At 69.5% G+C, this 23323-nt stretch carries 23 protein-coding genes, 1 tRNA gene and 1 pseudogene; 20 read left to right on the forward strand and 5 right to left on the reverse strand.

The annotated features are described in order from the left end of the window. Positions 1 to 33: 33 nt before the first annotated feature. The 6 genes from hisB to hisI are packed head-to-tail and all read left to right on the forward strand — an operon-like array spanning position 34 to position 4070. Complete coding sequence (gene hisB / locus ON30_RS09885) at positions 34 to 648, forward strand: imidazoleglycerol-phosphate dehydratase HisB (RefSeq protein WP_040705958.1); 615 nt, start codon at positions 34 to 36, stop codon at positions 646 to 648. Next, positions 645 to 1280, forward strand: coding sequence for an imidazole glycerol phosphate synthase subunit HisH (gene hisH / locus ON30_RS09890; RefSeq protein ID WP_040705959.1), 636 nt, complete (start codon positions 645 to 647; stop codon positions 1278 to 1280). The genes hisB and hisH overlap by 4 nt, the downstream gene beginning before the upstream one ends. A 57-nt stretch (positions 1281 to 1337) precedes the next feature. Beyond that, positions 1338 to 2069 (forward strand): bifunctional 1-(5-phosphoribosyl)-5-((5-phosphoribosylamino)methylideneamino)imidazole-4-carboxamide isomerase/phosphoribosylanthranilate isomerase PriA, encoded by a 732-nt coding sequence (gene priA / locus ON30_RS09895; RefSeq protein ID WP_040705960.1) that lies wholly within the window; start codon positions 1338 to 1340, stop codon positions 2067 to 2069. Positions 2070 to 2077: 8 nt separating this feature from the next. Next, complete coding sequence (locus tag ON30_RS09900) at positions 2078 to 2887, forward strand: inositol monophosphatase family protein (protein WP_040705961.1); 810 nt, start codon at positions 2078 to 2080, stop codon at positions 2885 to 2887. Positions 2888 to 2920: 33 nt separating this feature from the next. Next, on the forward strand, positions 2921 to 3694 hold the full coding sequence (hisF, locus tag ON30_RS09905; RefSeq protein WP_040705962.1) for an imidazole glycerol phosphate synthase subunit HisF: 774 nt from the start codon (positions 2921 to 2923) through the stop codon (positions 3692 to 3694). Between the two features lie 28 nt (positions 3695 to 3722). Continuing rightward, positions 3723 to 4070 carry a phosphoribosyl-AMP cyclohydrolase gene (gene hisI / locus ON30_RS09910; protein ID WP_040705963.1) on the forward strand — a complete coding sequence of 116 codons (348 nt, stop codon included), beginning with the start codon at positions 3723 to 3725 and terminating at the stop codon, positions 4068 to 4070. Between the two features lie 9 nt (positions 4071 to 4079). On the opposite strand, the gene ON30_RS09915 is transcribed toward hisI, so the two are convergent. Beyond that, the gene (locus tag ON30_RS09915) at positions 4080 to 4505 is read right to left on the reverse strand and encodes a MarR family winged helix-turn-helix transcriptional regulator (protein WP_083911285.1); all 426 of its coding nucleotides are present in this window, start codon (positions 4503 to 4505) and stop codon (positions 4080 to 4082) included. A gap of 294 nt (positions 4506 to 4799) precedes the next feature. Next, positions 4800 to 5264: a peroxiredoxin gene (locus tag ON30_RS09920; RefSeq protein WP_040705965.1), complete on the reverse strand. Its 465-nt coding sequence runs from the start codon at positions 5262 to 5264 to the stop codon at positions 4800 to 4802. Between the two features lie 136 nt (positions 5265 to 5400). On the opposite strand from ON30_RS09920, the gene ON30_RS09925 reads away from it, so the two are divergent. From ON30_RS09925 to ON30_RS09965, 9 genes are all read left to right on the forward strand, one after another. Continuing rightward, positions 5401 to 7005, forward strand: coding sequence for an anthranilate synthase component I (locus ON30_RS09925; RefSeq protein WP_051029144.1), 1605 nt, complete (start codon positions 5401 to 5403; stop codon positions 7003 to 7005). Continuing rightward, positions 7002 to 7709, forward strand: a complete 708-nt coding sequence (locus ON30_RS09930; protein WP_040705966.1) for a TIGR02234 family membrane protein — start codon at positions 7002 to 7004, stop codon at positions 7707 to 7709. The genes ON30_RS09925 and ON30_RS09930 overlap by 4 nt, the downstream gene beginning before the upstream one ends. Positions 7710 to 7883: 174 nt before the next feature. Further along, positions 7884 to 8702, forward strand: coding sequence for an indole-3-glycerol phosphate synthase TrpC (trpC, locus tag ON30_RS09935; protein ID WP_040705967.1), 819 nt, complete (start codon positions 7884 to 7886; stop codon positions 8700 to 8702). Then, positions 8702 to 9967 carry a tryptophan synthase subunit beta gene (gene trpB, locus ON30_RS09940; protein ID WP_040705968.1) on the forward strand — a complete coding sequence of 422 codons (1266 nt, stop codon included), beginning with the start codon at positions 8702 to 8704 and terminating at the stop codon, positions 9965 to 9967. Before trpC ends, trpB begins: the two co-directional genes overlap by 1 nt. Beyond that, positions 9964 to 10764: a tryptophan synthase subunit alpha gene (gene trpA, locus ON30_RS09945; protein WP_040705969.1), complete on the forward strand. Its 801-nt coding sequence runs from the start codon at positions 9964 to 9966 to the stop codon at positions 10762 to 10764. The genes trpB and trpA overlap by 4 nt, the downstream gene beginning before the upstream one ends. A 64-nt stretch (positions 10765 to 10828) precedes the next feature. Next, positions 10829 to 12361, forward strand: coding sequence for a prolipoprotein diacylglyceryl transferase (gene lgt, locus ON30_RS09950; RefSeq protein WP_083911286.1), 1533 nt, complete (start codon positions 10829 to 10831; stop codon positions 12359 to 12361). Between the two features lie 222 nt (positions 12362 to 12583). Further along, positions 12584 to 13096, forward strand: a complete 513-nt coding sequence (locus ON30_RS09955) for a TM2 domain-containing protein (protein WP_040705971.1) — start codon at positions 12584 to 12586, stop codon at positions 13094 to 13096. 178 nt (positions 13097 to 13274) lie between these two features. Then, positions 13275 to 14693 (forward strand): pyruvate kinase, encoded by a 1419-nt coding sequence (pyk, locus tag ON30_RS09960; RefSeq protein ID WP_174387447.1) that lies wholly within the window; start codon positions 13275 to 13277, stop codon positions 14691 to 14693. Beyond that, on the forward strand, positions 14694 to 15596 hold the full coding sequence (locus ON30_RS09965; RefSeq protein WP_040705972.1) for an acyl-CoA thioesterase: 903 nt from the start codon (positions 14694 to 14696) through the stop codon (positions 15594 to 15596). Positions 15597 to 15671: 75 nt separating this feature from the next. Here the strand turns inward: ON30_RS09965 and ON30_RS09970 are convergent, their stop codons facing one another. The 3 genes from ON30_RS09970 to ON30_RS09980 form a co-directional block, all read right to left on the reverse strand. After that, on the reverse strand, positions 15672 to 16043 hold the full coding sequence (locus ON30_RS09970) for a hypothetical protein (protein WP_245553989.1): 372 nt from the start codon (positions 16041 to 16043) through the stop codon (positions 15672 to 15674). 155 nt (positions 16044 to 16198) lie between these two features. Further along, positions 16199 to 16891, reverse strand: a complete 693-nt coding sequence (locus ON30_RS09975) for an arsenate reductase/protein-tyrosine-phosphatase family protein (RefSeq protein ID WP_083911282.1) — start codon at positions 16889 to 16891, stop codon at positions 16199 to 16201. A 397-nt stretch (positions 16892 to 17288) separates the two neighbouring features. Next, positions 17289 to 17372: transfer RNA gene (locus ON30_RS09980), tRNA-Leu, on the reverse strand. Between the two features lie 320 nt (positions 17373 to 17692). Here ON30_RS09980 and ON30_RS09985 point away from each other — a divergent pair. From ON30_RS09985 to ON30_RS40955, 5 genes and pseudogenes are all read left to right on the forward strand, one after another. Beyond that, complete coding sequence (locus tag ON30_RS09985) at positions 17693 to 18298, forward strand: ANTAR domain-containing response regulator (protein ID WP_040705974.1); 606 nt, start codon at positions 17693 to 17695, stop codon at positions 18296 to 18298. A gap of 199 nt (positions 18299 to 18497) precedes the next feature. Further along, a complete protein-coding gene (locus ON30_RS09990) occupies positions 18498 to 19721 on the forward strand; it encodes a branched-chain amino acid ABC transporter substrate-binding protein (protein WP_063719856.1) in 1224 nt (407 codons plus the stop codon). 78 nt (positions 19722 to 19799) lie between these two features. Continuing rightward, the gene (locus ON30_RS09995; RefSeq protein ID WP_040705976.1) at positions 19800 to 20837 is read left to right on the forward strand and encodes a branched-chain amino acid ABC transporter permease; all 1038 of its coding nucleotides are present in this window, start codon (positions 19800 to 19802) and stop codon (positions 20835 to 20837) included. Next, a complete protein-coding gene (locus ON30_RS10000; RefSeq protein WP_040705977.1) occupies positions 20834 to 22243 on the forward strand; it encodes a branched-chain amino acid ABC transporter permease in 1410 nt (469 codons plus the stop codon). The genes ON30_RS09995 and ON30_RS10000 overlap by 4 nt, the downstream gene beginning before the upstream one ends. Next, positions 22240 to 23196, forward strand: a pseudogene (locus ON30_RS40955) (ABC transporter ATP-binding protein); the annotation flags it as partial. The gene ON30_RS10000 and the pseudogene ON30_RS40955, both read left to right, overlap by 4 nt. Positions 23197 to 23323 lie beyond the last annotated feature (127 nt).

Genomic DNA, 23323 nt, shown 5'->3' on the forward strand with positions numbered 1-23323 from the left:
CGATCGCCGGTACGGCGGGAGCGAGGAAGCAGCATGAGCAGGACCGCGCGGGTCGAACGCGTGACCAGGGAATCCAGCATCGTCGTGGAACTCGACCTGGACGGGACGGGGCAGACCGACATCTCCACCGGCGTCCCGTTCTACGACCACATGCTCACCGCGCTCGGCGCGCACGGCAGCTTCGACCTGACGGTGCGCGCCGAGGGCGACATCGAGATCGAGGCGCACCACACCGTCGAGGACACCGCGATCGTGTTCGGTCAGGCGCTCGGTCAGGCGCTGGGCGACAAGGCGGGCATCCGCCGTTTCGGCGACGCGTTCATCCCGATGGACGAGACCCTCGCGCACGCCTCGGTCGACGTGTCGGGCAGGCCGTACTGCGTGCACACGGGTGAACCGGATCATCTGCTGCACGCGGTGATCCCGGGTTCGGGGCCGGGCGCGCCGTATTCGACGGTGCTCAACCGGCACGTGTTCGAGTCCATCGCGCTCAACGCCCGCATCGCCCTGCACGTGCGCGTGCTCTACGGCCGCGACCAGCACCACGTCACCGAGGCCGAGTTCAAGGCCGTGGCGCGCGCGCTGCGGGCCGCGGTCGAACCCGACCCGCGCGTGCGCGGCGTCCCGTCCACGAAGGGGACACTGTGAGCAACCGGACGGTCGCGCTGCTGGACTACGGCTCCGGCAACCTGCATTCGGCCGAGCGGGCGCTGGTGCGCGCCGGCGCGAAGGTCGAGGTGACCGCCGACCCGCAGATCGCCTTGGCCGCCGACGGACTGGTGGTTCCCGGCGTCGGCGCGTTCGCGGCCTGTATGGCGGGCCTGCGCGCGGTGCGCGGTGAGCGGATCATCGGCCAGCGCTTGGCGGGCGGGCGTCCGGTGCTGGGGATCTGCGTCGGCATGCAGATCCTGTTCGAGCGCGGTGTGGAGTTCGGCGTCGAGACCGACGGCTGCGCGGAATGGCCGGGCACCGTCGAACGCCTCTCGGCCCCCGTCCTGCCGCACATGGGCTGGAACACGGTCTCGGCCGCCGCCGACAGCACGCTGTTCGCCGGGATGGACCGCGACACCCGCTTCTATTTCGTGCACTCCTACGCCGCGCAGACCTGGGATCTGCCGCCCAGCGAGCATTTCGCCAACCCCCGGCTCACCTGGGCCGAACACGGCGTGCCGTTCCTGGCCGCGGTGGAGAACGGCGCGCTCTCGGCCACCCAGTTCCACCCGGAGAAATCCGGTGACGCGGGCGCGCACCTGCTGCGCAACTGGATCGATGCGCTCTGAGTCCGCAGCCCCGGCCCGGGGCTCGAATGCGGGAGGGTTGCCGCTAAGCTCGTGTGAGTGAGTCTTGTGCTGCTGCCCGCCGTCGATGTCGCCAATGGAGAGGCCGTGCGCCTCGTGCAGGGAGAGGCCGGTAGCGAAACCAGCTACGGTTCGCCCCGCGACGCGGCGCTGGCCTGGCAGGAAGCCGGCGCGGAATGGGTCCATCTGGTCGACCTGGACGCGGCCTTCGGGCGCGGCTCCAACCGGGAACTGCTCGCGCGGGTCGTCGGTGAACTCGACGTCAAGGTGGAACTGTCCGGCGGCATCCGCGACGACGAATCGTTGCGCGCCGCGCTGGCCACCGGCTGCGCCCGGGTCAACCTGGGCACCGCGGCCCTCGAGGATCCGGTGTGGTGCGCCAAGGCGCTGGCCGAACACGGCGACCGGATCGCGGTCGGCCTCGACGTGCGGATCGTGGACGGCGAGCACCGCCTGCGCGGGCGCGGCTGGGTCAGCGACGGCGGCGATCTGTGGGAGGTGCTCGAGCGGCTCGAACGTGACGGCTGCTCGCGCTACGTGGTCACCGACGTCACCAAGGACGGCACGTTGACCGGCCCGAATCTGGAACTGCTGAGCGAGGTCTGCGCGGCCACCGACGCACCGGTCATCGCCTCGGGCGGGGTGTCGACGGTGGCGGATCTGGTGGCCATCGCCGGCCTGGTCGGCGAGGGTGTCGAAGGCGCGATCGTCGGCAAGGCGCTCTACGCGGGCCGGTTCACCCTGCCCGAGGCGCTGGACGCGGTGCGCTGACACCGGATATGACCGCCGACCCGCTCGCCGACCTCCCAGCCCTGCTCGCGCTGGCGAGCGATGTCCTCGACGCCGCCGCACCGCGTTTCGTCGAAGGCATCGGCGCGCCGAGCGCGGTCAGCAAGGGGCGCAACGATTTCGCGACCGAACTCGACCTGGAGTTGGAGCGCACCATCTCGGCCACGCTGCGCGGCGAGACCGGGATCGAGGTGCACGGCGAGGAATTCGGTGGGCCGCAACTGAGTTCGGGCACCGCCTGGGTGCTCGACCCGATCGACGGCACCTTCAACTACTCCCAGGGGCATCCGCTCTCGGGCATGCTGCTCGCGCTCGTCCACGAGGGCGAACCGGTGCTCGGGCTGACCTGGCTGCCGCTGCTCGGTCAGCGCTACGCGGCCGCCGCGGGCGGTCCGGTGCTGCTGAACGGACAACCGCTGCCGCCGCTTCCCCACGCGCGGTTGGCGGAGGCGATGATCGGTTTCGGCGCGTTCAACATCGACGCCACCGGCCGCATCCCCGGCCGGTTCCGTTTCGATCTGCTCGGTCCGCTGAGCAGTCTGTCCTCGCGGGTGCGCATGCACGGGTCGACCGGGATCGACCTGGCCTACACCGCCTCGGGCATCCTGGGCGGCGCGATCGTGTTCGGCCACCACCCGTGGGACAACGCGGCGGGGGTGGCGCTGGTGCGCGCGGCGGGCGGCGTGGTGACCGACCTGGCGGGCGAGCCGTGGCACATCGGTTCCGGTTCGGTGCTCGCGGCGGCGCCGGGGGTGCACGAGGAACTGCTCGAGATGATCTGCGCGGTGCGCACGGTATGAGCCGGTGCGCGCCCGGTGACGAAGGGTGAGGCAATGACGGTGGCGGTACGCGTGATCCCGTGTCTGGACGTCGACGCGGGCCGGGTGGTCAAGGGCGTCAATTTCGAGAATCTGCGCGACGCGGGCGATCCGGTGGAACTGGCGGCGCTCTACGACGCCCAGGGCGCGGACGAGCTGACCTTCCTCGACGTCACCGCCTCGACCGGTGATCGCGGCACGATGATCGACGTGGTCACCCGGACCGCCGAGCAGATCTTCATTCCGCTGACCGTCGGCGGCGGTGTGCGCACGGTCGAGGACGTGGACCGGTTGCTGCGCGCGGGCGCGGACAAGGTGTCGGTGAACACCGCGGCCATCGCCCGCCCCGAGGTGCTGCGCGAGATGAGCGAGCGGTTCGGTTCGCAGTGCATCGTGCTGTCGGTGGACGCGCGCACGGTGCCCGACGGGCAGCCCGACACCGCTTCGGGCTGGGAGGTCACCACGCACGGCGGCAGGCGCGGCACCGGCATCGACGCCGTCGAGTGGGCGGTGCGCGGCGCGGAGTTGGGCGTCGGGGAGATCCTGTTGAACTCGATGGACGCCGACGGCACCAAGACCGGCTTCGACCTGCCGATGATCCGCGCGGTGCGCGCGGCGGTCGCGGTGCCGGTGATCGCCAGCGGCGGCGCGGGCGCGGTGGACCATTTCGCGCCCGCCGTGCACGCGGGGGCCGACGCGGTGTTGGCCGCGAGCGTGTTCCACTTCGGCGAACTGACCATCGGTGAGGTCAAGGATTCGCTGCGCGAGGAGAAGGTCGTCGTCCGATAGCGGGGGATGTGCCTGTTATAACGGTGGGATGAGTTTGGATCCCGCCGTCGCCGCCCGCCTCAAGCGCAACGAGGCGGGGCTGGTGGCCGCCGTCGCCCAGGAGCGCGCGACGGGTCAGGTGCTGATGATGGCGTGGATGGACGACGAGGCGTTGGCCCGTACGCTGGCCACCCGGCGGGCCACCTACTTCTCCCGGTCGCGGGGCGAGTACTGGGTCAAGGGCGAGACCTCGGGCCACACCCAGTTCGTGCACGAGGTGCGGTTGGACTGCGACGGTGACACGGTGCTGCTGGTGGTCGATCAGGAGGGGGCGGCCTGTCACACCGGCACGCACACCTGTTTCGACACCGACGTCCTGCTCGACGCGCCCGCCTGAGCGCGGGGCTCAGTCGTCGGTGAGGTCGGCGGAGTCGGCGTCGAGGACTTCGGCCAACCGCGCGGCCAGGGTCTCGCTCAGATCCGCCAGGCGCACGGTCGCGTCCGGGTCGAGTCCGTCGAAGACCAGCCTGCGCACGGCGGTGAGATAGCCGGGGGCGGCCTCGACGACCTTGAGGTATCCCTCGTCGGTCAGTTGGGCGTGCACGCCGCGGCGGCCCTGGGTGACGACCCGGCGGGCCAGGCCCATGCGCTCGAGTTTGGAGATCACGTGGGACAGTCGGGATAACGAAGCGTTAGCTTTGTGGGCCAGATCACTCATCTGTAATCGGTGCCCGGGTTCCTCCGACAGCAGCGTCAGCACCCAGTACTCGAAATGCGTGACACCCGATTCCCGCTGGAGTCGAGTGTCGAGCGCACTCGGCAGCCGCGTCATCAGCGCGACTATCGCGCGCCATGCCCGCTGTTCGACGGGATCCAGCCACTTCGTCACTGCGCGCCTTCTTTCGAGCCGAGTGACGTGGAGGTTCGGTCGCCGGTCCGTTGACCACGGAATCAGTGGAAGTCATATGCCCAGTCACCCGCGCCCCTGAGTTTGCCACGACTTCGCTCGACCGTCATGGAGATGCCCGAGGTCGTGAGTTCATTCACACGAAACGGACACCGCGTCCCGGCACGCGAAACGACCGGCCGCATCGAACGCGACCGGTCGTTGCTGGGCGTCGAGGGGTCAGGAGGCCGCGCGCTCGGTGAGGAAGGCCAACGCCTGATCGGCGTGCGCGTCGGCGCGCAGTTCGCTGGCGATCACCTTCAGCACCGTCTTGTCGGTGTCGATGACGAAGGTCTGGCGCTTGACCGGGGCCAGCTTGCCCAGCAGTCCGCGCTTGACGCCGAACTGCGCGGCCACCGCGCCGCCGGTGTCGGACAGCAGCGGGTAACCCAGGCCCTGCTTGGTGGCGAAGCCCGCCTGGGTGTCGACCGTGTCGGTGGAGATGCCGACGCAGGTCGCGCCCACCTTCTGGAATTCGGCCGCCAGATCGCGGAAATGGCACGCCTCGGCGGTGCAGATGGGGGTGTTGGCGCCGGGATAGAAGAACAGCACCAGGGGGCCGTCGGCCAGCAGGGCCTCGAGCGAGCGGGGTGTTCCGGACTGGTCGGGGAGCTCGAAGTTCGGGGCGAGCTGGCCTGTCTGCATACCCGGACCCTACCGGGCGCGACCGAATCACCCCAGCCCCAAGGCGATAGCCGCGCGAGCGCCCGACCGGACACGCCGACCGCGTCGACGGACACCGCCGGCGGCGGCGGGGACACCGGCTGGGATGATGGTCGGCATGTCTGGCGCGTCGACCTCCTCCACAACGACCCGCGATCAATTCCACGCACTGGCCGCGGAGCACCGGGTCGTCCCGGTCACCCGGAAAGTGCTGGCGGACTCGGAAACCCCCCTGTCGGCCTACCGCAAACTGGGCGCCGACCGGGCGGGCACCTTCCTGTTCGAGTCCGCGGAGAACGGCCGGTCCTGGTCGCGATGGTCGTTCATCGGCGTCGGCAGCCCTTCGGCGCTGACCGTGGTCGACGGCGAGGCCGCCTGGCTGGGCCACATCCCCGCCGACGCGCCCTCCGGCGGTGACCCGCTGGTGGCGCTGCGCGAGACCTTGGAACTGCTGCGCACCGAGCGCCTGCCCGGCCTGCCCCCGCTGACCGGCGGCATGGTCGGCTACCTCGGCTACGACGCGGTCCGCCGGATCGAGCGTCTGCCGGAACTGGCCGAGGACGACCTGCGCCTGCCCGAGATGGTGCTGCTGTTGGCCACCGACCTGGCCGCCTTCGACCATCACGAGGGCGCGATCACCCTCATCGCCAACGCCGTGAACTGGAACGGCACCGCCGAACGCGCCGACGAGGCCTACGACGACGCCGTGGCCCGACTGGACCGGATGACCGCGGCGCTGGCCGCCCCCGCCGTCTCGACGGTGTCGGTCTTCGACCGCCCGGAGCCCAGCTACCGGCGCAGTCGCACCTCCGAGCAGTTCGGGGCGGGCGTGCGCCGCCTGGTCGCCGAGATCGAGGCGGGCGAGGCGTTCCAGGTGGTGCTCTCCCAGCGCTTCGAGATGGACTACGACGGCGCGCCCGTGGACCTGTACCGGATGCTGCGGGCCTCCAACCCGAGCCCGTACATGTATCTGATCCACATCCCCGACGGCACGGGCGGCACCGCGTTCTCCATCGTCGGCTCGAGCCCCGAATCGCTGGTCACCGTGAAGGAGGGCGTCGCCACGACCCATCCGATCGCGGGCACCCGGTGGCGCGGGATCACCGAGGAGGACGATCTGCTGCTCGAGAAGGACCTGCTGGCCGACGAGAAGGAGAACGCCGAACATCTCATGCTCGTCGACCTGGGCCGCAACGATCTGGGCCGGGTCTGCCAGCCGGGCACGGTGCGGGTCACCGAGTACCGCCACATCGAGCGCTACAGCCACGTCATGCACCTGGTCTCCACGGTGTCGGGCAGGCTCGCCCCGGGCAAGGTCGCGCTGGACGCGGTCAACGCCTGCTTCCCGGCGGGCACGCTCTCGGGTGCGCCGAAGGTGCGCGCGATGGAGTTGATCGAGGAGTTGGAGCCCACCCGGCGCGGGGTCTACGGCGGCGTGGTCGGCTACCTGGATTTCGCGGGCGACGCCGACACCGCGATCGCCATCCGCACCGCCTTGCTCAAGGACGGTGTGGCCTACGTGCAGGCGGGCGCGGGCGTGGTCGCCGACTCCGATCCCGACTACGAGGACGTGGAGTCGCGCAACAAGGCCATGGCGGTGCTCAAGGCCGTCGCCGCCGCGCGGACGGTGCGCGCCTACGCCGACTCGGCCGCCAGCGCCGACACCGCGGCGCCCGATCCGGTCGCCTCGGCCGCGGCGGGGGTCGAGGGCGGCCCGCGATGACCGAGGCGCAGCCACGCGCGCCGCGCCGCTACCCGGTCGGCGCGATCGTCCTGCTGGCCCTCGCGGCGGCGGCCATGTGGGGCGCGTCCCGCCTGACCTGGGTCACGGTGTCCTCGAGCGACGGCCTGACCGAGCCGAGGACCGACGAACTCGTGGGCGCGACCTGGTTCGGCGCGCTCACCCCGCTGGCGCTGGTCCTGCTCGCGGCCATCGCCGCGGTGCTGGCCACCCGAGGGTGGTTGCGTCGCCTGGTCGGCATCCTGATCGGCCTGGTCGCGGCGGTCACCGCCGTGCCGCCCTTCGCCCTGCTGACGGGCTCCGGCGCGACCGAGGACCGGGCCGCGACCCTGGCCGAACTGCCCGGCCGCGCCACCGTCACCTCGGTCGAGACGGCCGCGTTCCCGGCCTGGCTGACCCTGGTCGCCGCGCTGGCGGCTTTCGTGGCGGCGGTGCTGCTGGCGAAGATGCCCGAGGACGCCGCCCGACTGTCCGGCAAATACGACAATCCGGTCGTCCGTCGGGCCGCGGCCTCCGACGAGGTCGCCAAGCGACGCGGCGAGGCGGCGGGCGAGAACGAGGACCTGAGCCAGCGTGTGCTGTGGGACGCACTCGACGCCGGCGCCGACCCGACCGAGGACACGCCCGAACCCGGCGCGGAAACCGGGGAGTCGGGATCGAAGCGGCGCGGCGGAAACGGCGCTTGACGTGAGCAGAACCAGGTTACCGGGCCTCCTCCGCGACCGAATCGGACCGACCCACCCCAACCCCGGCGCGATCGGACCCGAGCACGCCATTTATTCTTTGTCAGCATCGGTGAGACAGCGCCTGGGGGGATTCTCAGGCAGCAAGTCCGTCTCCCCAGAAAGGATTCGAGCCAGATGACGGTACTCGACTCGATTCTCGACGGGGTCCGCGCGGATGTGGCCGCTCGCGAAGCCGTCCTGGATTTCCAGGCCATCAAAGCCGCCGCGACCAAGGTTCCCGTCGCTCTCGACGCGCGCGCCGCCCTGCTCGAAGACGGCATCGGCGTCATCGCCGAGGTGAAGCGGTCCAGTCCGTCCAAGGGCGCGCTCGCCGACATCCCCGACCCCGCCAGCCTGGCCAAGGCCTACGAGGACGGCGGCGCGCGGATCATCAGCGTGCTGACCGAGGGCCGCCGCTTCGGCGGTTCGCTCGACGACCTCGACGCGGTCCGCGCCTCGGTGAGCATCCCGATCCTGCGCAAGGATTTCGTGATCGGCCCCTACCAGATCCACGAGGCGCGCGCGCACGGCGCCGACGTCATCCTGCTGATCGTGGCCGCGCTCGAACAGGACGTGCTGTCCTCGCTGATCGACCGCACCGAATCGCTGGGCATGACCGCGCTGGTCGAGGTGCACACCGAGGAGGAGGCCGACCGCGCGCTGGAAGCCGGCGCCTCGGTGATCGGCGTGAACGCCCGCAACCTCAAGACCCTCGAGGTCGACCGCGACGTGTTCGCCCGCATCGCGCCGGGCCTGCCCACCGAGGTCATCCGCATCGCCGAGTCCGGCATCCGCGGCACCGCCGACCTGCTCGCCTACGCGGGCGCGGGCGCGGACGCCGTCCTGGTCGGCGAGGGCCTGGTCACCAGCGGCGACCCGCGCGCGGCGGTGCTGCAACTGGTCACCGCGGGCACCCACCCGTCCTGCCCGAAGCCCGCCCGCCGGGGCCGGTGATGGCGCAGAACTCCCTCCCGCAGGCCAGTCGCGGCGTCCACGAACGCAGCGCGCACGAACCCGACGCGGGCGGCCACTGGGGCGTCTACGGCGGCAGGCACGTGCCCGAGGCGCTGATGGCGGTGATCGAGGAGGTCACCGCCGAATACGACAAGTGCCGCCTCGATCCGGCCTTCCTGGACGAACTGGACCGGTTGCAGCGCGACTACACCGGACGACCCTCGCCAGTGTTCGAGTGCACCCGACTGGCCGAGCACGCGGGCGGCGCGCGCATCCTGCTCAAGCGCGAGGACCTGAACCACACCGGTTCGCACAAGATCAACAACGTGCTCGGCCAGGCCCTGCTGGCCCACCGCATGGGCAAGACCAGGGTGATCGCCGAGACCGGCGCGGGTCAGCACGGCGTCGCCACGGCCACGGCCTGCGCGCTGCTCGGGCTGGAATGCGTGATCTACATGGGCGCGGTCGACACCGCGCGCCAGGCCCTCAACGTCGCCAGGATGCGGTTGCTCGGCGCCGAGGTCATCTCGGTGACCAGCGGTTCGCGGACGCTCAAGGACGCGATCAACGAGGCGCTGCGCGACTGGGTCACCAACGCCGAGAACACCTACTACTGCTTCGGCACCGCCGCGGGCCCGCACCCGTTCCCGATGATGGTCCGCGATTTCCAGCGCATCGTCGGCCTGGAGGCCCGCGCGCAGGTCAAGGCGCTGACCGGGCGGCTACCCGACGCGGTGGCGGCGTGTGTGGGCGGCGGCTCCAACGCCATCGGCATCTTCCACCCGTTCATCGACGATCCCGGCGTGCGCCTGCTCGGCTTCGAGGCCGCGGGCGACGGCGTGGCGACCGGGCGGCACGCGGCCACCTTCACCGGCGGCACCCCGGGCGCGTTCCAGGGCGCGTACTCCTACCTGTTGCAGGACGAGGACGGCCAGACCATCGAATCGCATTCGATCTCGGCCGGTCTGGACTACCCGGGCGTCGGGCCCGAACACGCCTACCTCAAGGACATCGGCCGCGCCGAATACCGCCCGGTCACCGATACCGAGGCGATGGACGCGCTGCTGCTGCTCAGTCGCACCGAGGGCATCATCCCGGCCATCGAGTCCGCGCACGCCGTGGCGGGCGCGCTGACGCTGGGCCGCGAACTCGGCCCAGGCGCGATCGTGCTGGTCAACCTGTCCGGGCGCGGGGACAAGGACATGGACACCGCCGCGCGTTGGTTCGGCCTGTTCGACGACGAGGCCCAGGAGTCCGACCGATGAGCACCCAGTCCCGCCTGGCCGCCACCTTCGCCGCCGCGCGCGCCGACGGACGCGCCGCGCTCATCGGCTACCTGCCCGCGGGCTATCCCGATCTGGCCGGGTCGATCGAGGTGTGCCGGACGATGGTCGAGGCGGGCTGCGACATCGTCGAGGTCGGCGTGGCCTACTCCGATCCGGTGATGGACGGGCCGGTCATCCAGGCCGCCGCCGAACAGGCGTTGCGCGGCGGGGTCCGGGTCCGCGACGTCTTCTCGGTGGTCGAGGCGATCACCGGCGCGGGCGGCCAGGCCGTGGTCATGAGCTACTGGAACCCGGTGCTGCGCTACGGCATCGACCGTTTCGCGCGGGATCTGGCGGGCGCGGGCGGCGCGGGCATCATCACCCCGAACCTGATCCCCGAGGAGGCCGACGAGTGGTTCGCCGCCTCGGCCGCGCACGATCTGGACCGCATCTTCCTGGTCGCCCCGTCCTCCACCGAAGAACGCCTGGTGAAGACGCTGGAAGCCTCGCGCGGGTTCATCTACGCGGCCTCCACGATGGGCGTCACCGGCGCGCGTGAGGCGGTCTCCTCGGCCGCGCCCGCCCTGTGCGCCCGGGTACGCGCCCACTCCGACATCCCGATCGGCGTCGGACTCGGCGTGCGCTCGGGCACGCAGGCCGCCGAGATCGCCGCCTACGCCGACGGCGTCATCGTGGGTTCGGCCCTGGTGAGCGCGGCGGGCGAGGGCCTGGACGCGGTGCGCGCGTTGACCGCCGAACTCGCCGACGGAGTGCGTTCGGCCGCCGTCGCGTCCTGATCGCGGGCCGCCATCGGGTGGCCGCGACGCATGTCCTCCTCGACACTGGGCTACGGTGGCGACCGTGACCTTACGAGTCCTGGCAGACAGTGTGGTAGCCGACAGCGATGTCCTCGCCTACCTTCCCAGCCCGCCGCAGGGCGTGTGGGACCTCGGTCCGTTCCCGTTACGCGCGTACGCCCTGTGCATCATCGTGGGCATCGTCGTGGCGATCTGGTGGGGGGAGCGGCGGTGGCAGGCCCGCGGCGGCCAAGCGGGCACGGTGCTCGACGTCGCGATGTTCGCGGTCCCCTTCGGCCTGATCGGCGGTCGGCTCTACCACGTCGCCACCGACTACCAGAAGTACTTCGGCGAGGACGGGAACCCGCTCGACGCGCTGAAGATCTACCAGGGCGGCCTCGGCATCTGGGGCGCGGTGTTCCTCGGTGGCATCGGCGCGTGGATCGGTTGCCGCGTCTACAAGGTTCCGCTGCCCGCTTTGGGTGACGCCATCGCTCCGCCGATCCTGTTGGCGCAGGCCATCGGACGCGTCGGCAACTACTTCAACCAGGAACTCTACGGTCGCGAGACGGATCTGCCGTGGGGCCTGGAGATCTACCGCCGGTTCGACCCGGACGGCAAGCTGGACATGATGAACGGCGTGTCGACCGGCGTGGTCGACAAGGTCGTGCAGCCCACCTTCCTCTACGAACTGGTGTGGAACGTCCTCGTGGTGATCCTGCTGGTGCAACTGGACCGCCGGTTGCGCATCGGGCACGGTCGCCTGTTCGCGCTGTACGTGGCGCTGTACTGCGTGGGCCGCTTCGTGGTGGAACTGCTGCGCGACGACGAGGCCACCCAGATCGCGGGCATCCGGATCAATTCGTTCACCTCCGCGCTGGTCTTCCTGGCGGCCATCGCCTACGTGATCTTCGCCACCAAGGGGCGCGAGACGCCGGAGTCGTTGCAGCCCGGTGTGGCGAAACGGCCGTGGCCCTGGCAGCTCGGGCAACTGCGCGCGGTCGGCGCGGAATCCGAGGCCGCCGCGGCCGCGGGCACGAAGACCGAGGTCGCGGCCGCCGAGAAGTCCGAAGACACGGCCGGTGACGTCGAGGCCGACACGGACGCCGACGGGAAGGCCGAGTCGTCCGGGACAACGACTCCCGCGAAGTCCGACGAGCTGATCGAATCCCCCGAAGGCGCGAAGTCCGGCGGGGACGCGGAGTCCGGCGCGGGCGCGAAGGTCGACGCCGCGAAAGCCGACGCGGGTGCGAAGTCCGGTGACGCCGCGACCGCCGGCGAGTCCGGCGTGACCGCGAAGGGCGTGGCCGTCACGAAAGACGAGGGTTCGGCCATCGCGAAAGACACTGCCCCGTCGGCGAAGGCAGATCCCGACACGGCATCCGCGGCGGAGGCGACCGAGAAATCCGCTGGGACAGTCGAATCGGCGGCGTCCGTGTCGCCGACCGCCGGCGAGACCGCGGTGACCTCGGCCGACGCTGGGGGTTCCGCCGTCACCGGCAAATCCGGTGACGCGAACGAGCCCGGCGCGGAGGCGGATTCCGCCGGGGAGAGCGCCGCGGCGAGTTCCGGGCGGGGTTCGTCGAACAAGTCCTGACCTTCCAGGCAACGTTCGGTCCATTTCCCGCGATAATCACGGCGGAGCCCGGCGATTCGTCGCCGGATGCCGCCTCCGTCGGGGTGGGCGTCGCGGCTCGGGAGACAGTAGAGTCTGGCGGGTTCGCTCGCCCGAGCCGCTGACGCCCGTTCGCGCGTGTCCGGATCGACGGCGAACGATGCCATCAGGCGGGGGAGCCCGCACAAATGAGGAGGACATTTCGTGACCGACCCCTACCAGCAGAACCCCGGACCGCAGTACGGCCCGCCCGGAACCGGCCCGGATCTGAGCAAGTCCGGTGGCGCGCCGGGTCAGCCCGCCTATGGTCAGACCTCGGATCCGTACGCGCAGCAGCAGTCCTACGGTCAGACCTCGGACCCGTACGCCCAGCAGCAGCCCTACGGCCAGCAGCAGCCGGCCGGCTACTACCCGCCCGCCCAGTACGGCGGCCAGCCCGGTGGTTACAACCCGGGTGACCCGGATGCCCCCTACGGGCGCGACATGTACGGTGCGCCGCTGTCGGACAAGCAGAAGCTGACCGCGGGTCTGTTGCAGATCTTCCTCGGCGCGTTCGGCGTCGGCCGTTTCTACCTGGGCTACACCGGCCTGGGCATCGCGCAGATCGCGGTCGTCTGGCTGACCTGTGGCATCGGCGGAATCTGGCCGCTGATCGACGGCATCATGATGCTGACCGGCAAGGTGCCCGACAGCGACGGCCGTCCGCTGCGGGACTGATACCGGTTGGTACCAGAACCTTTCGGGGTTGTGCCGGGGGCGCTTCGCGAATGCGGGGCGCCCCCTCGCCGTTCACCTCCGGCGCACGGCTGTCTGCGACGGTCGGGCATTTTCTTCACCCAGGTTTCACCGAGGCCGACGGGGGTCGGGCAACCCCAACGGGATTAGGCTTCTATCCGTGATGCGACGGACGAAGATTGTGTGCACGCTCGGCCCGGCCACTGCCACCGAGGACCGTATCCGCGAACTCGTCGAGAGCGGTATGGACGTTGCCCGGCTGAACTTCAGCCACGGTGAGCACGCCGACCATGCCGAGAACTACAAGAAGGTGCGTCAGGCCAGCGACCACCTCGGCAGAGCGGTCGGGATCTTAGCCGACCTACAGGGCCCGAAGATCCGGCTCGGCCGGTTCCTCGAGGGCCGCACCGTCTGGGCGACCGGTGAGGAAGTGCGCATCACCGTCGAGGAGATCGACGGCACCCACGACCGCGTCTCCACCACCTACAAGGAACTGGCCAAGGACGCCAAGGCGGGTGACCGCCTGCTGGTCGACGACGGCAAGGTCGGGTTGACCGTCACCGGCGTCGAGGGCGACGACGTCATCTGCCGGGTCACCGAGGGCGGCCCGGTCTCCAACAACAAGGGCGTGTCGCTGCCGGGCATGAACGTCTCGGTGCCCGCGCTGTCGGAGAAAGACATCGAGGATCTCGAGTTCGCCCTGGAACTCGGCGTGGATTTCATCGCGCTGTCGTTCGTGCGCTCGCCCTCGGACGTGGAACTGGTCCACGACGTGATGGACCGCGTCGGCCGCCGGGTGCCGGTGATCGGCAAGCTGGAGAAGCCCGAGGCGATCGACAACCTGGAGGCCGTGGTCCTGGCCTTCGACGCGGTCATGGTGGCGCGCGGTGACCTCGGCGTGGAACTGCCGCTCGAGCAGGTGCCGATCGTGCAGAAGCGCGCGATCCAGATGGCCCGCGAGAACGCCAAGCCGGTCATCGTGGCCACCCAGATGCTGGAGTCGATGATCGAGAACTCCCGCCCGACCCGCGCGGAGGCTTCCGACGTGGCCAACGCCGTGCTCGACGGAGCGGACGCGGTGATGCTGTCGGGGGAGACCTCGGTCGGCGCGTACCCGATCGAGACGGTGCGCACGATGGCGCGCATCGTGCACGCGGTGGAGACCGAGTCGACCCGGGTGCCGCCGCTGACCCACGTGCCGCGCACCAAGCGCGGGGTGATCTCCTACGCCGCGCGCGACATCGGCGAGCGGCTCAACGCCAAGGCGCTGGTGGCCTTCACCCAGTCCGGCGACACGGTGCGCAGGCTGGCCCGCCTGCACACCCCGCTGCCGCTGCTGGCCTTCACCCCGCTGCCGGAGGTGCGCTCGCAATTGGCGCTCACCTGGGGCACCGAGACCTTCATCGTGCCGATGGTGGAGACCACCGACGCCATGATCCACCAGGTCGATGTAGCGCTGCTGTCGATGGGGCGATATGCCAAGGGTGATCTGGTCGTCATCGTGGCGGGCTCCCCGCCGGGTACTGTCGGGTCCACCAATCTCATCCACGTGCACCGCATCGGCGAGGAGGACCATTAAATGTCGGCTGCCCTAGGCGGCTCCGTCGATCTCGAATCGACTCCGGGGTCCGATCTGGACGTGCTTCTGGGTCTGCTCGATCTCGAGCAGACCGACGAGAACGTATTCGTCGGTCATCATCCGGAGAAGGTGTGGAGCCGGACCTTCGGCGGCCAACTCGTCGCGCAGGGGATCGTCGCGGCCGGTCGGACGGCGGGCGATCGGCCGTTGCACGTCGTCAACGCGCATTTCGTGCGCGGCGGTGACGTGAAGCAGCCGATCGAGTACCACGTCGACCGGCATCGCGACGGTCGCTCGCTGGCCAACCGGACGGTCACCGCCGTCCAGGACGGTCAGGAACTGTTCGTCATGCTCGCGGCGTTCCAGGAGTGGGGCAAGGGCCTCGAGCACGCCCACGACAAGCCCGAGGTGCCCGATCCGGAGTTGCTGCCCCGGGTGGAGGAGAGTTTCGCCGGTCTCGAGGACAAACTCGAGATGTTCGTGAAGGCGCCGCATCCGATCGATATGCGCTACACGAACGATCCGGCGTGGATTCTCAAGGGCACCGGCGAACAGTTGAATCACAATCGCGTGTGGATGAAGGCGGACGGGGAATTGCCCGACGATCCGCTGATCCACGTGGCGACGCTGGGCTATTCCTCGGACACCACGATCCTGGATTCCATCATCACCACCCACGGTCTGTCCTGGGGGCTGGATCGGATCGTCGCCGCGACGGTGAATCATTCCATCTGGTTCCACCGCCCGTTCCGTTTCGACGACTGGGCGCTGTACGCGACCGAATCCCCGGTCGCGGCGAATTCGCGCGGATTGGCCACCGGCCGTTTCTATTCGCGCAGCGGCGAATTGTTGGCGACCACGGTGCAGGAAGGCATGATCCGGCACTTCCCGTCGCGTCGCTGAGTCGCCGCGGCCCCGAACGACCCGACCCCGCGAGCCATGGGCCCGCGGGGTCGGTTCATCTCGGGTTCACCTGCGTCACAGGCTTTCCCGCTCGATCTCGAAATCGAAGCTGTCGCGTCGTTGGGTGCGGATGACGCGGGGGATGGCGGGGTCGGCGAGACCGGGCGCGGTGGCCGTCATCAGCCGCCGTTCCAGCGCGGCCAGGCCGGGGGCGGTGAGATCGCGCGGCGCGCCGACCAGACTCAGCGCGATCTCATAGGTGCGCCGGTCGAAGGGTTCCTGCTCGGGATGGTCCATCCGCCACTGGGTTTCGAGCAGCAGGTGGGTGGGGTCCTCGGCCTCGACGGGCAGCGTGAAGCGCCAGGCGAAGACATCGCGGTCCTGTAGGTGATCGTCGACAACCCCGCGCACCGTCTCCACGACGCGATCCAGGGTTTCCGGTGTCACATAAACATGGAGCGAAACATCCGAAATGCGTTTCGGCATGTCTGATTCCTGTCGTGTGTCGGACCATCAACGGCGGAAGTGTGTCCGCGGGGAGTGTAGACCGTGACCGGGCTTCCGCGACACCGTCGGGGTCGAATTGTCGCGTGAATCCCAATTCAGCGGATTCGCATCGCCGCCAGGAATGGGCGTTGCGCGGGCCGGGCGGGGCGCTGGGCGGCGAGCGGAGGGCGTCCGGTGGGTGCGGGCAGCGGCGCGGGGGCCCCGTAGCCGCCCGCGCGGACCGGCGCGGGCGTCGGCACCGGCGGCGGGGCCGGTTCGGGTCGGGCCGCCACGCGCGGGGCCAAGGCGAGCAGCAGCGGGACCAGTGCCTCGGCGATCCGATCGCCGACCTCGCAGAACGCGGCCTCCGAGAGTCCGACGGGGTCCGCGATGTTCTCCCGACCGACCAGGGACAGGTCGTCGCGGGCCCGGTGCAGGTCCGCGACCGTGCGCGCGCCGGTGACGCGGGCGATGCGGTGCGCCTCGAGCAGCGTGAAGGTGCGCGGACCGGCGCCGAAGCCCATGTCGGCGGCCTGGTCGCGTAGCTGTTCGGTCATGGTGAGGACCAAGTCGGCGCGGTCGATCATCTCCGGCTTCAATCTGCGCGCCTTGAACCCCTCGGGGTCGGCGCCGAGTCCGGCGATCGTCTTCGCGGCCAGCGGTTCCGGCGGGAACCCGACCAGGGCCCGCGTGCCCGCGCTCTCGGCGGTGAGCTCGCGCAGGTCGTGCTCGGCCGCGACGGCGCGCGTGAGTCGCTCGGCGATCACCGAGCGGCAGACATTGCCGTTGCAGACGAACAGGACGTGCATGGATATACCGTAATCCGCCCGTTATCGGTCCAGAAGATCCGAACGAGTGAATCACGCCCGCGCGAGCATCAATTCATCTGCGAGTCAGCGGCCGTACACGAAATTCCCCCGGAACTTCGCGTATCCGCACGCTGTCGGTCACGAACATCACCGGGAGTGTCGTTCCAATGCCTACCCGCCGCATCGGCGCGTCAATCGGGTGAAGACGAAAATGTGCCGCCGGTCACTCGTATTCGAGGGGCGGATGAAGAAAAACTGAACGTTCACACAAACGACACACCGGGGGTGTCGCGGCCGTCCGCCCGCGACACGCGGGAGAATCCGGCGGATCCGCCTTCGAAACGGCCGACGGTCTCGCGCCCACGTCGCCGTGGCCGCGAGACCGTCGTGCACTCGGTGCCGAGTGTGGGACTCGAACCCACACGTCCTTTCGGACAACGGTTTTTGAGACCGTCGCGTCTGCCAGTTCCGCCAACCCGGCGCACCGCTGCTGAACTATAGCCGGTCCGGGGCGTCGGAAGCCAACGGGTTCGCCCCGACCGGCCGCACGATGTCTTTACGCAGGGTATATGCATTCGTCGTGGAGCTGAAAGGTACTCTCTACATCACTCGAATGCGTTCGGGTGGGGGCGATGGCAGGCCGGTCTCGACGGGAGACCGCATGGCGGGCCATGGCTCCTTTCCGCGTTTTCGGGCCAGGCATCGGAATCAGAGGGGTCTACGTATGAGAGAGCGCAGCGAGCCGATCGTGTGCCTGCCCGCCGGGCGCGTGGCGCGGCCGAGTGTCGGCGGGGTGCGGGCATGAGTGCGACAGGGGCCGGGAAGCAGGCGGGGGCCAAGCGGGTCGTCGTCGCGGAGGACGAGGCGCTCATCCGGATGGACCTGGTGGAGATGCTGACCGAGGAGGGGTACGAGGTCGTCGGCGAAGCGGGTGACGGTCAGCAGGCGGTGGATCTGGCGGTCGAGCACCGACCGGATCTGGTCATCATGGATGTGAAGATGCCGCGCCGCGACGGCATCGACGCCGCCGCCGAGATCGCCTCCAAACGCGTTGCGCCGGTGGTGATCCTGACCGCGTTCAGTCAGCGCGACCTGGTCGAGCGGGCCCGCGACGCGGGGGCGATGGCGTATCTGGTCAAGCCGTTCACCAAGTCGGATCTGGTGCCCGCGATCGAATTGGCGGCGAGTCGCTTCCACGAGATCACCGCGCTCGAGAGCGAGGTCGCGAATCTGTCCGACCGGCTCGAGACGCGCAAGCTGGTGGAGCGTGCGAAGGGTGTGCTGATGCAGACCCAGGGGTTGTCGGAACCGCAGGCGTTCAAGTGGATCCAGCGGACCGCGATGGATCGCCGGACCACGATGAAGGCGGTTGCCGAAGTGGTGCTGGAGAATCTCACGCCGAAGTGATGTCGGGCCGTTTCGCGGGTGCGGTCGTGGAAATGTAACGCGGTCGAAACGTAATCGTGAAACGGAATTCGACACGTGGTCGTCCGCATGGTCCGAATGTGATGCGGAGCCGACGTAGCGACGCTATGTTTCTGACCGGGCTGACGTGGTCGGCCCCCTCGGTCACCCGGGGAGTACAGGACGTAGAGGTGAGACGTTGATTGGTTCGACATGGCGCAGTCGTTCGACGCGCGGCGTAGTGGTTCTCGGCGCCGCCGCGGCGCTGGTGCTGTCGGGGTGCAGTGACAAGTCGACCGACAGCGGCGGCGGTGGCGGCAGCGCCGACCTGTCCATCAAGCCGGTGGTCCAGCTCGACACCGCGGGCAACGAGGTCGCGGCGACCGATTCGGGCGCGGCGGCCGATCCGGCGGGCGACGGCAAGGCGACCTGCGCCCCGCTGACCCTCGGTATGGCGGGCCCGCTGACCGGTGGCAACGCGGCGCTCGGTATCAACGTGGTGATGGGCGTGAAACTGGCCCTGGATCAGCACAACAAGGCCAATCCGGGCTGTCAGGTCACGGTCAAGCAGTTCGACACCGAGGGCAAGGCGCAGATCGCCTCCGGCGTCATCCCGACGATCACCGGCGATCCGAGCATCGTCGCGCTGATCGGCCCCACCTTCTCGGGTGAGACCAAGGCGACCGGTCAGCAGCTCAACGACGCGGGCATGCCGTTTCTGACCGCCTCGGCCACCAACCCGACGTTGACCCAGAACGGCTGGCGGACCTTCTTCCGCGGCCTGGGCAACGACAACTCGCAGGGTCCGGCCGTCGCCAAGTACCTGACCGGCAAGCTGGGCTACAAGAAGATCTGCGTGGTCGTCGACAACACCGACTACGGCAAGGGTCTGGCCGACGCGTTCACCGCGGCCGCCGGTTCCGCGGTCGACCCGAGTTGCGGCGTCGGCGTGAAGGAAGGCGACAAGGACTTCTCCGCGGCGGTGTCCTCGCTGGCCGCGGCCAAGCCGGACGCGATCTTCTACTCCGGCTACTACGCCGAGTCCGCGCCGTTCGTGCAGCAGTTGCGCACCGGCGGGGTGACCTCGACCTTCGTCTCCGCCGACGGCTCCAACGATCCCGAATTCGTCCGCCAGGCGGGCAACTCGGCCAAGGACGCCTACCTGTCGTGCCCGTGCAGCCCGGCCCCGGCGAAGTTCACCGAGGAGTACCAGGCGTTCAACGGCCAGGCTCCCGGCGTGTACTCGGTCGAGGGCTACGACCTGACGACCATCGTGCTCAAGGCGATCGCCGCGGGTAAGGTCACCCGCGCCGACATCACCGACTACGTCCGCAACTACGACGGCGCGGGCGTGGCCCGCCAGTACAAGTGGAACGAGAACGGTGAGCTGTCGAACATCCAGATCTGGATGTACCAGGTCAAGTAGTTCACCTACGAGTGTTGACGGCGTGTGCGGGTCCTCCCGGGATCCGCACACGCCGTTTTCCCGACGCGAGAGATACGAATGACTTCAACCGCATCGGTCGGTGTGGCCCTGCTCGCCAACGGGTCGATCGACTTCAACGTCTCCGGGGTGGTGGACCAGTTCTGGCGGCTCACCGTCGACGGTCTGACCTACGGCTCGATCTACGCCCTCGTCGCGGTCGGGTACACCCTGGTCTACGGTGTGCTGCGCCTGATCAACTTCGCGCACTCGGAAATCTTCATGCTGGGCATGTTCGGCACGTACGTGGGGCTCGAGATCCTCGGGTTCGCGCCCAGCGGCGACGTCTATTCCCAGGGCGTGGTGATGACCGTGGTCTTCCTCGGTCTGGCCATGTTGTTCGGCATGTTCGTGTCGGGTGCGGCCGCGGTGGGCCTGGAGCGGGTCGCCTACCGGCCCTTGCGTAAGCGCGGCGCGAAACCGCTGGCGTTCCTGATCACCGCGATCGGCATGTCCTTCGCGATCCAGGAGTTCGTGCACTACATCCTGCCCAAACTGAAGCCGGGCCTGGGCGGCACCAACGCCCAGACCGGTATCCGGTTGGTGGAACCCAAGATCCAGTTCAGCTTCCTCGGCGCGGACGTGACCAACGTCGCGATCGTGATCGTGGTCTCGGCGGTGGTGCTCGCGCTGCTGACCGAGATCCTCATCAACCGCACCAAATTCGGCCGCGGCATCCGCGCGGTCGCCCAGGACCCCGACACCGCGACGCTGATGGGCGTCTCGCGCGAGCGGGTCATCGTGTTGACGTTCCTGATCGGCGGTGTCCTCGCGGGCGCCGCCGCGCTGCTGTACACGCTGCGGGTGCCGACCGGCATCATCTACTCCGGCGGATTCATCCTCGGCATCAAGGCGTTCAGCGCGGCGGTGCTCGGCGGTATCGGCAATCTGCGCGGCGCGCTGCTCGGCGGACTGTTGTTGGGGGTCGCCGAGCAGTACGGCCAGATCCTGTTCGGCACCGAATGGCGTGACGTGGTGGCCTTCGTCCTGCTGGTGGCGGTGCTGATGATCCGGCCGACCGGCATTCTGGGGGAGAGCCTCGGGAGGGCACGAGTATGACGACCACGACTCCCGCGCCCGAGTCCGCGCCTGCCAAGGCGGGTCTCGGCGAGCGCGTCGGCGAATGGTGGGGCGGCCTGTCGCGGCCCGGCCAGTGGGCGGTCGGGGTCCCGGTGATCCTGGTGCTGGCCCTGCTGCCGCTGTACCCGCCGCCGCTGCTGGACACCCCCGGCGTCAGTTTCGGTTTCGTGATGGCCACCGTGGCCATGTACGCGTTGATCGCGATCGGCCTGAACGTGGTGGTCGGTCAGGCGGGTCTGCTCGATCTGGGCTACGTCGGCTTCTTCGCGGTCGGCGCGTACTCCGTCGGCCTGCTGACCAGCCCGGACAGTCCGTGGAATCAGACCGACGGATGGTTGAACAGCGGATGGGCGTGGCTGGCCTGCGTCCCGATCGCGATCGTGGCCACCGCGATCTCGGGTCTGATCCTGGGCACCCCGACCCTGCGGTTGCGCGGCGACTACCTGGCGATCGTGACGTTGGGCTTCGGCGAGATCGTGCGGTTGATGTCGGACAACCTCGGCGAGGTCACCAACGGCAGCCTCGGCCTCTCGCGCATCGCCTACCCCGACGTCGGCGAGTCGACCCGCTTCCCGGACGGCGTGTTCGCCCAGGGCAACGTCGGTGACACCAGTAGTTGGAATCCGCTGGTGCGCGCCGACCACAACACCTGGTGGTACTGGCTGGGCATGGTGCTGGTGATCCTGGTGCTGCTGTTCGTGGGCAACCTCGAGCGCAGCCGGGTCGGCCGCGCCTGGGTCGCGATCCGCGAGGACGAGGACGCCGCCGAGATCATGGGCGTGCCCACCTTCAAGTTCAAGCTGTGGGCCTTCACCATCGGCGCGGCCATCGGCGGCATCTCCGGCGCGATGTTCGCGGGCCAGGTCACCTACGTCAATCCGCGGCAGTTCGACATCATCTCCTCGATGCTGTTCCTGGCCGCGGTGGTGCTGGGCGGCAAGGGCAACAAGCTCGGCGTGATCGTCGGCGCGTTCCTGGTCGCCTACCTGCCGCTGCGGTTGCAGTCCTCGCAGTTGGTCTCCGACGAGGCGACCGGCTACATCCTGCTGGTGATCGACGCGGCGGTGTTCGTGGCGCTGCTGGTCGCCTGGCGGGTCAAGGTGCAGTACCTGGGACCGTGGCCGCAGCGCGCGGTCATCGTCGGCACGGTGGTCACCGGCGTCCTCGGTCTGCTGCTGGTGGGCAGCGTCCTGCTGTTCCGTCCCGGCGGCGCGCAGTCGCTCGGTGACCTGAAGTATCTGTATTTCGGTATCGCACTGGTGGTGATGATGATTCTGCGGCCGCAGGGCCTGTTCCCGGCCCGTCAGAAACTGCTCGCCTACGGCAGGCAGGTGTACCGGGCGGTCCGCAGGCCCGTGCCCGAGCGGGTCGGAGCGGAACGATGACCGGTCCCGGCGCGGGTGACGCGCTGTTCGACAACGAGGACATGGCCGCCGGTTACGCCGATCGGGCACCGGAGCCCAGCGCGGGCATCGTGGACGTCACCGAGGTGATTCCCGCCCTCGGTGACGCCGAGACGGTGGCCGAGGTGGTCGCCACCCAGCGCGACATCCACACCGAGGTGGGCGCGCCGCTGCTGCGCACCGAGGAGCTCACCGTGCGCTTCGGCGGTCTGACCGCGCTGGACAAGGTGAGCTTCGAGATCCGCCGCGGCGAGATCCTCGGACTGATCGGCCCCAACGGCGCGGGCAAGACCACCTGCTTCAACGCGATCACCGGCGTCTACAAACCCTCGGCGGGGTCGGTGCACTTCGACGGCGCGCCGCTGACGAAATCCTCGCGCAACGAGATCACCCGACTCGGCATCGCCCGCACCTTCCAGAACATCCGGCTGTTCGGTGAGATGACGGCGCTGGAGAACGTGGTCGTCGGCACCGACGCCCGACACCGGACCTCGGTGCCGGGCGCGGTGTTCCGCACCAAGCGGCACCGCCGCGAGGAGCACGACGCGATCGAACGCGGGATGGCGTTGCTCGAGTTCGTCGGGATCGCGCCGCACGCGGTGGAGAAGGCGCGCAACCTGTCCTACGGCGATCAGCGCAGGCTCGAGATCGCCCGCGCGCTGGCCACCGAGCCGAAACTGCTGTGCCTGGACGAGCCCGCCGCGGGATTCAATCCCAGCGAGAAGGCCGCGCTGATGGAGCTGATCCGCAAGATCCGCGACGACGGCTTCACGGTGCTGCTCATCGAGCACGACATGCGCTTGGTGATGGGGGTGACCGACCGGATCGTGGTGCTCGAGTTCGGTCGCAAGATCGCCGACGGACTCCCCGCCGAGATCCGCGAGGACCCGAGTGTGATCGCGGCCTACCTCGGCGTGCCCGACGAGGACGCCGCGCGGGGGGCGGGCGGCGCGAAGACGCCGAGCGCGCCCGGGTCGCCGATGTTCGTCGCGCCCGAGCAGCCGACCGAGAAGCTCACGCTGCCCGTGCCGGGGCGGGAGCCGACCGAGGTGCGCGAACCGG

The sequence above is a fragment of the Nocardia takedensis NBRC 100417 genome (genome assembly GCF_000308695.1).
In the GTDB taxonomy this organism is placed as follows: Bacteria; Actinomycetota; Actinomycetes; order Mycobacteriales; family Mycobacteriaceae; genus Nocardia; species Nocardia takedensis.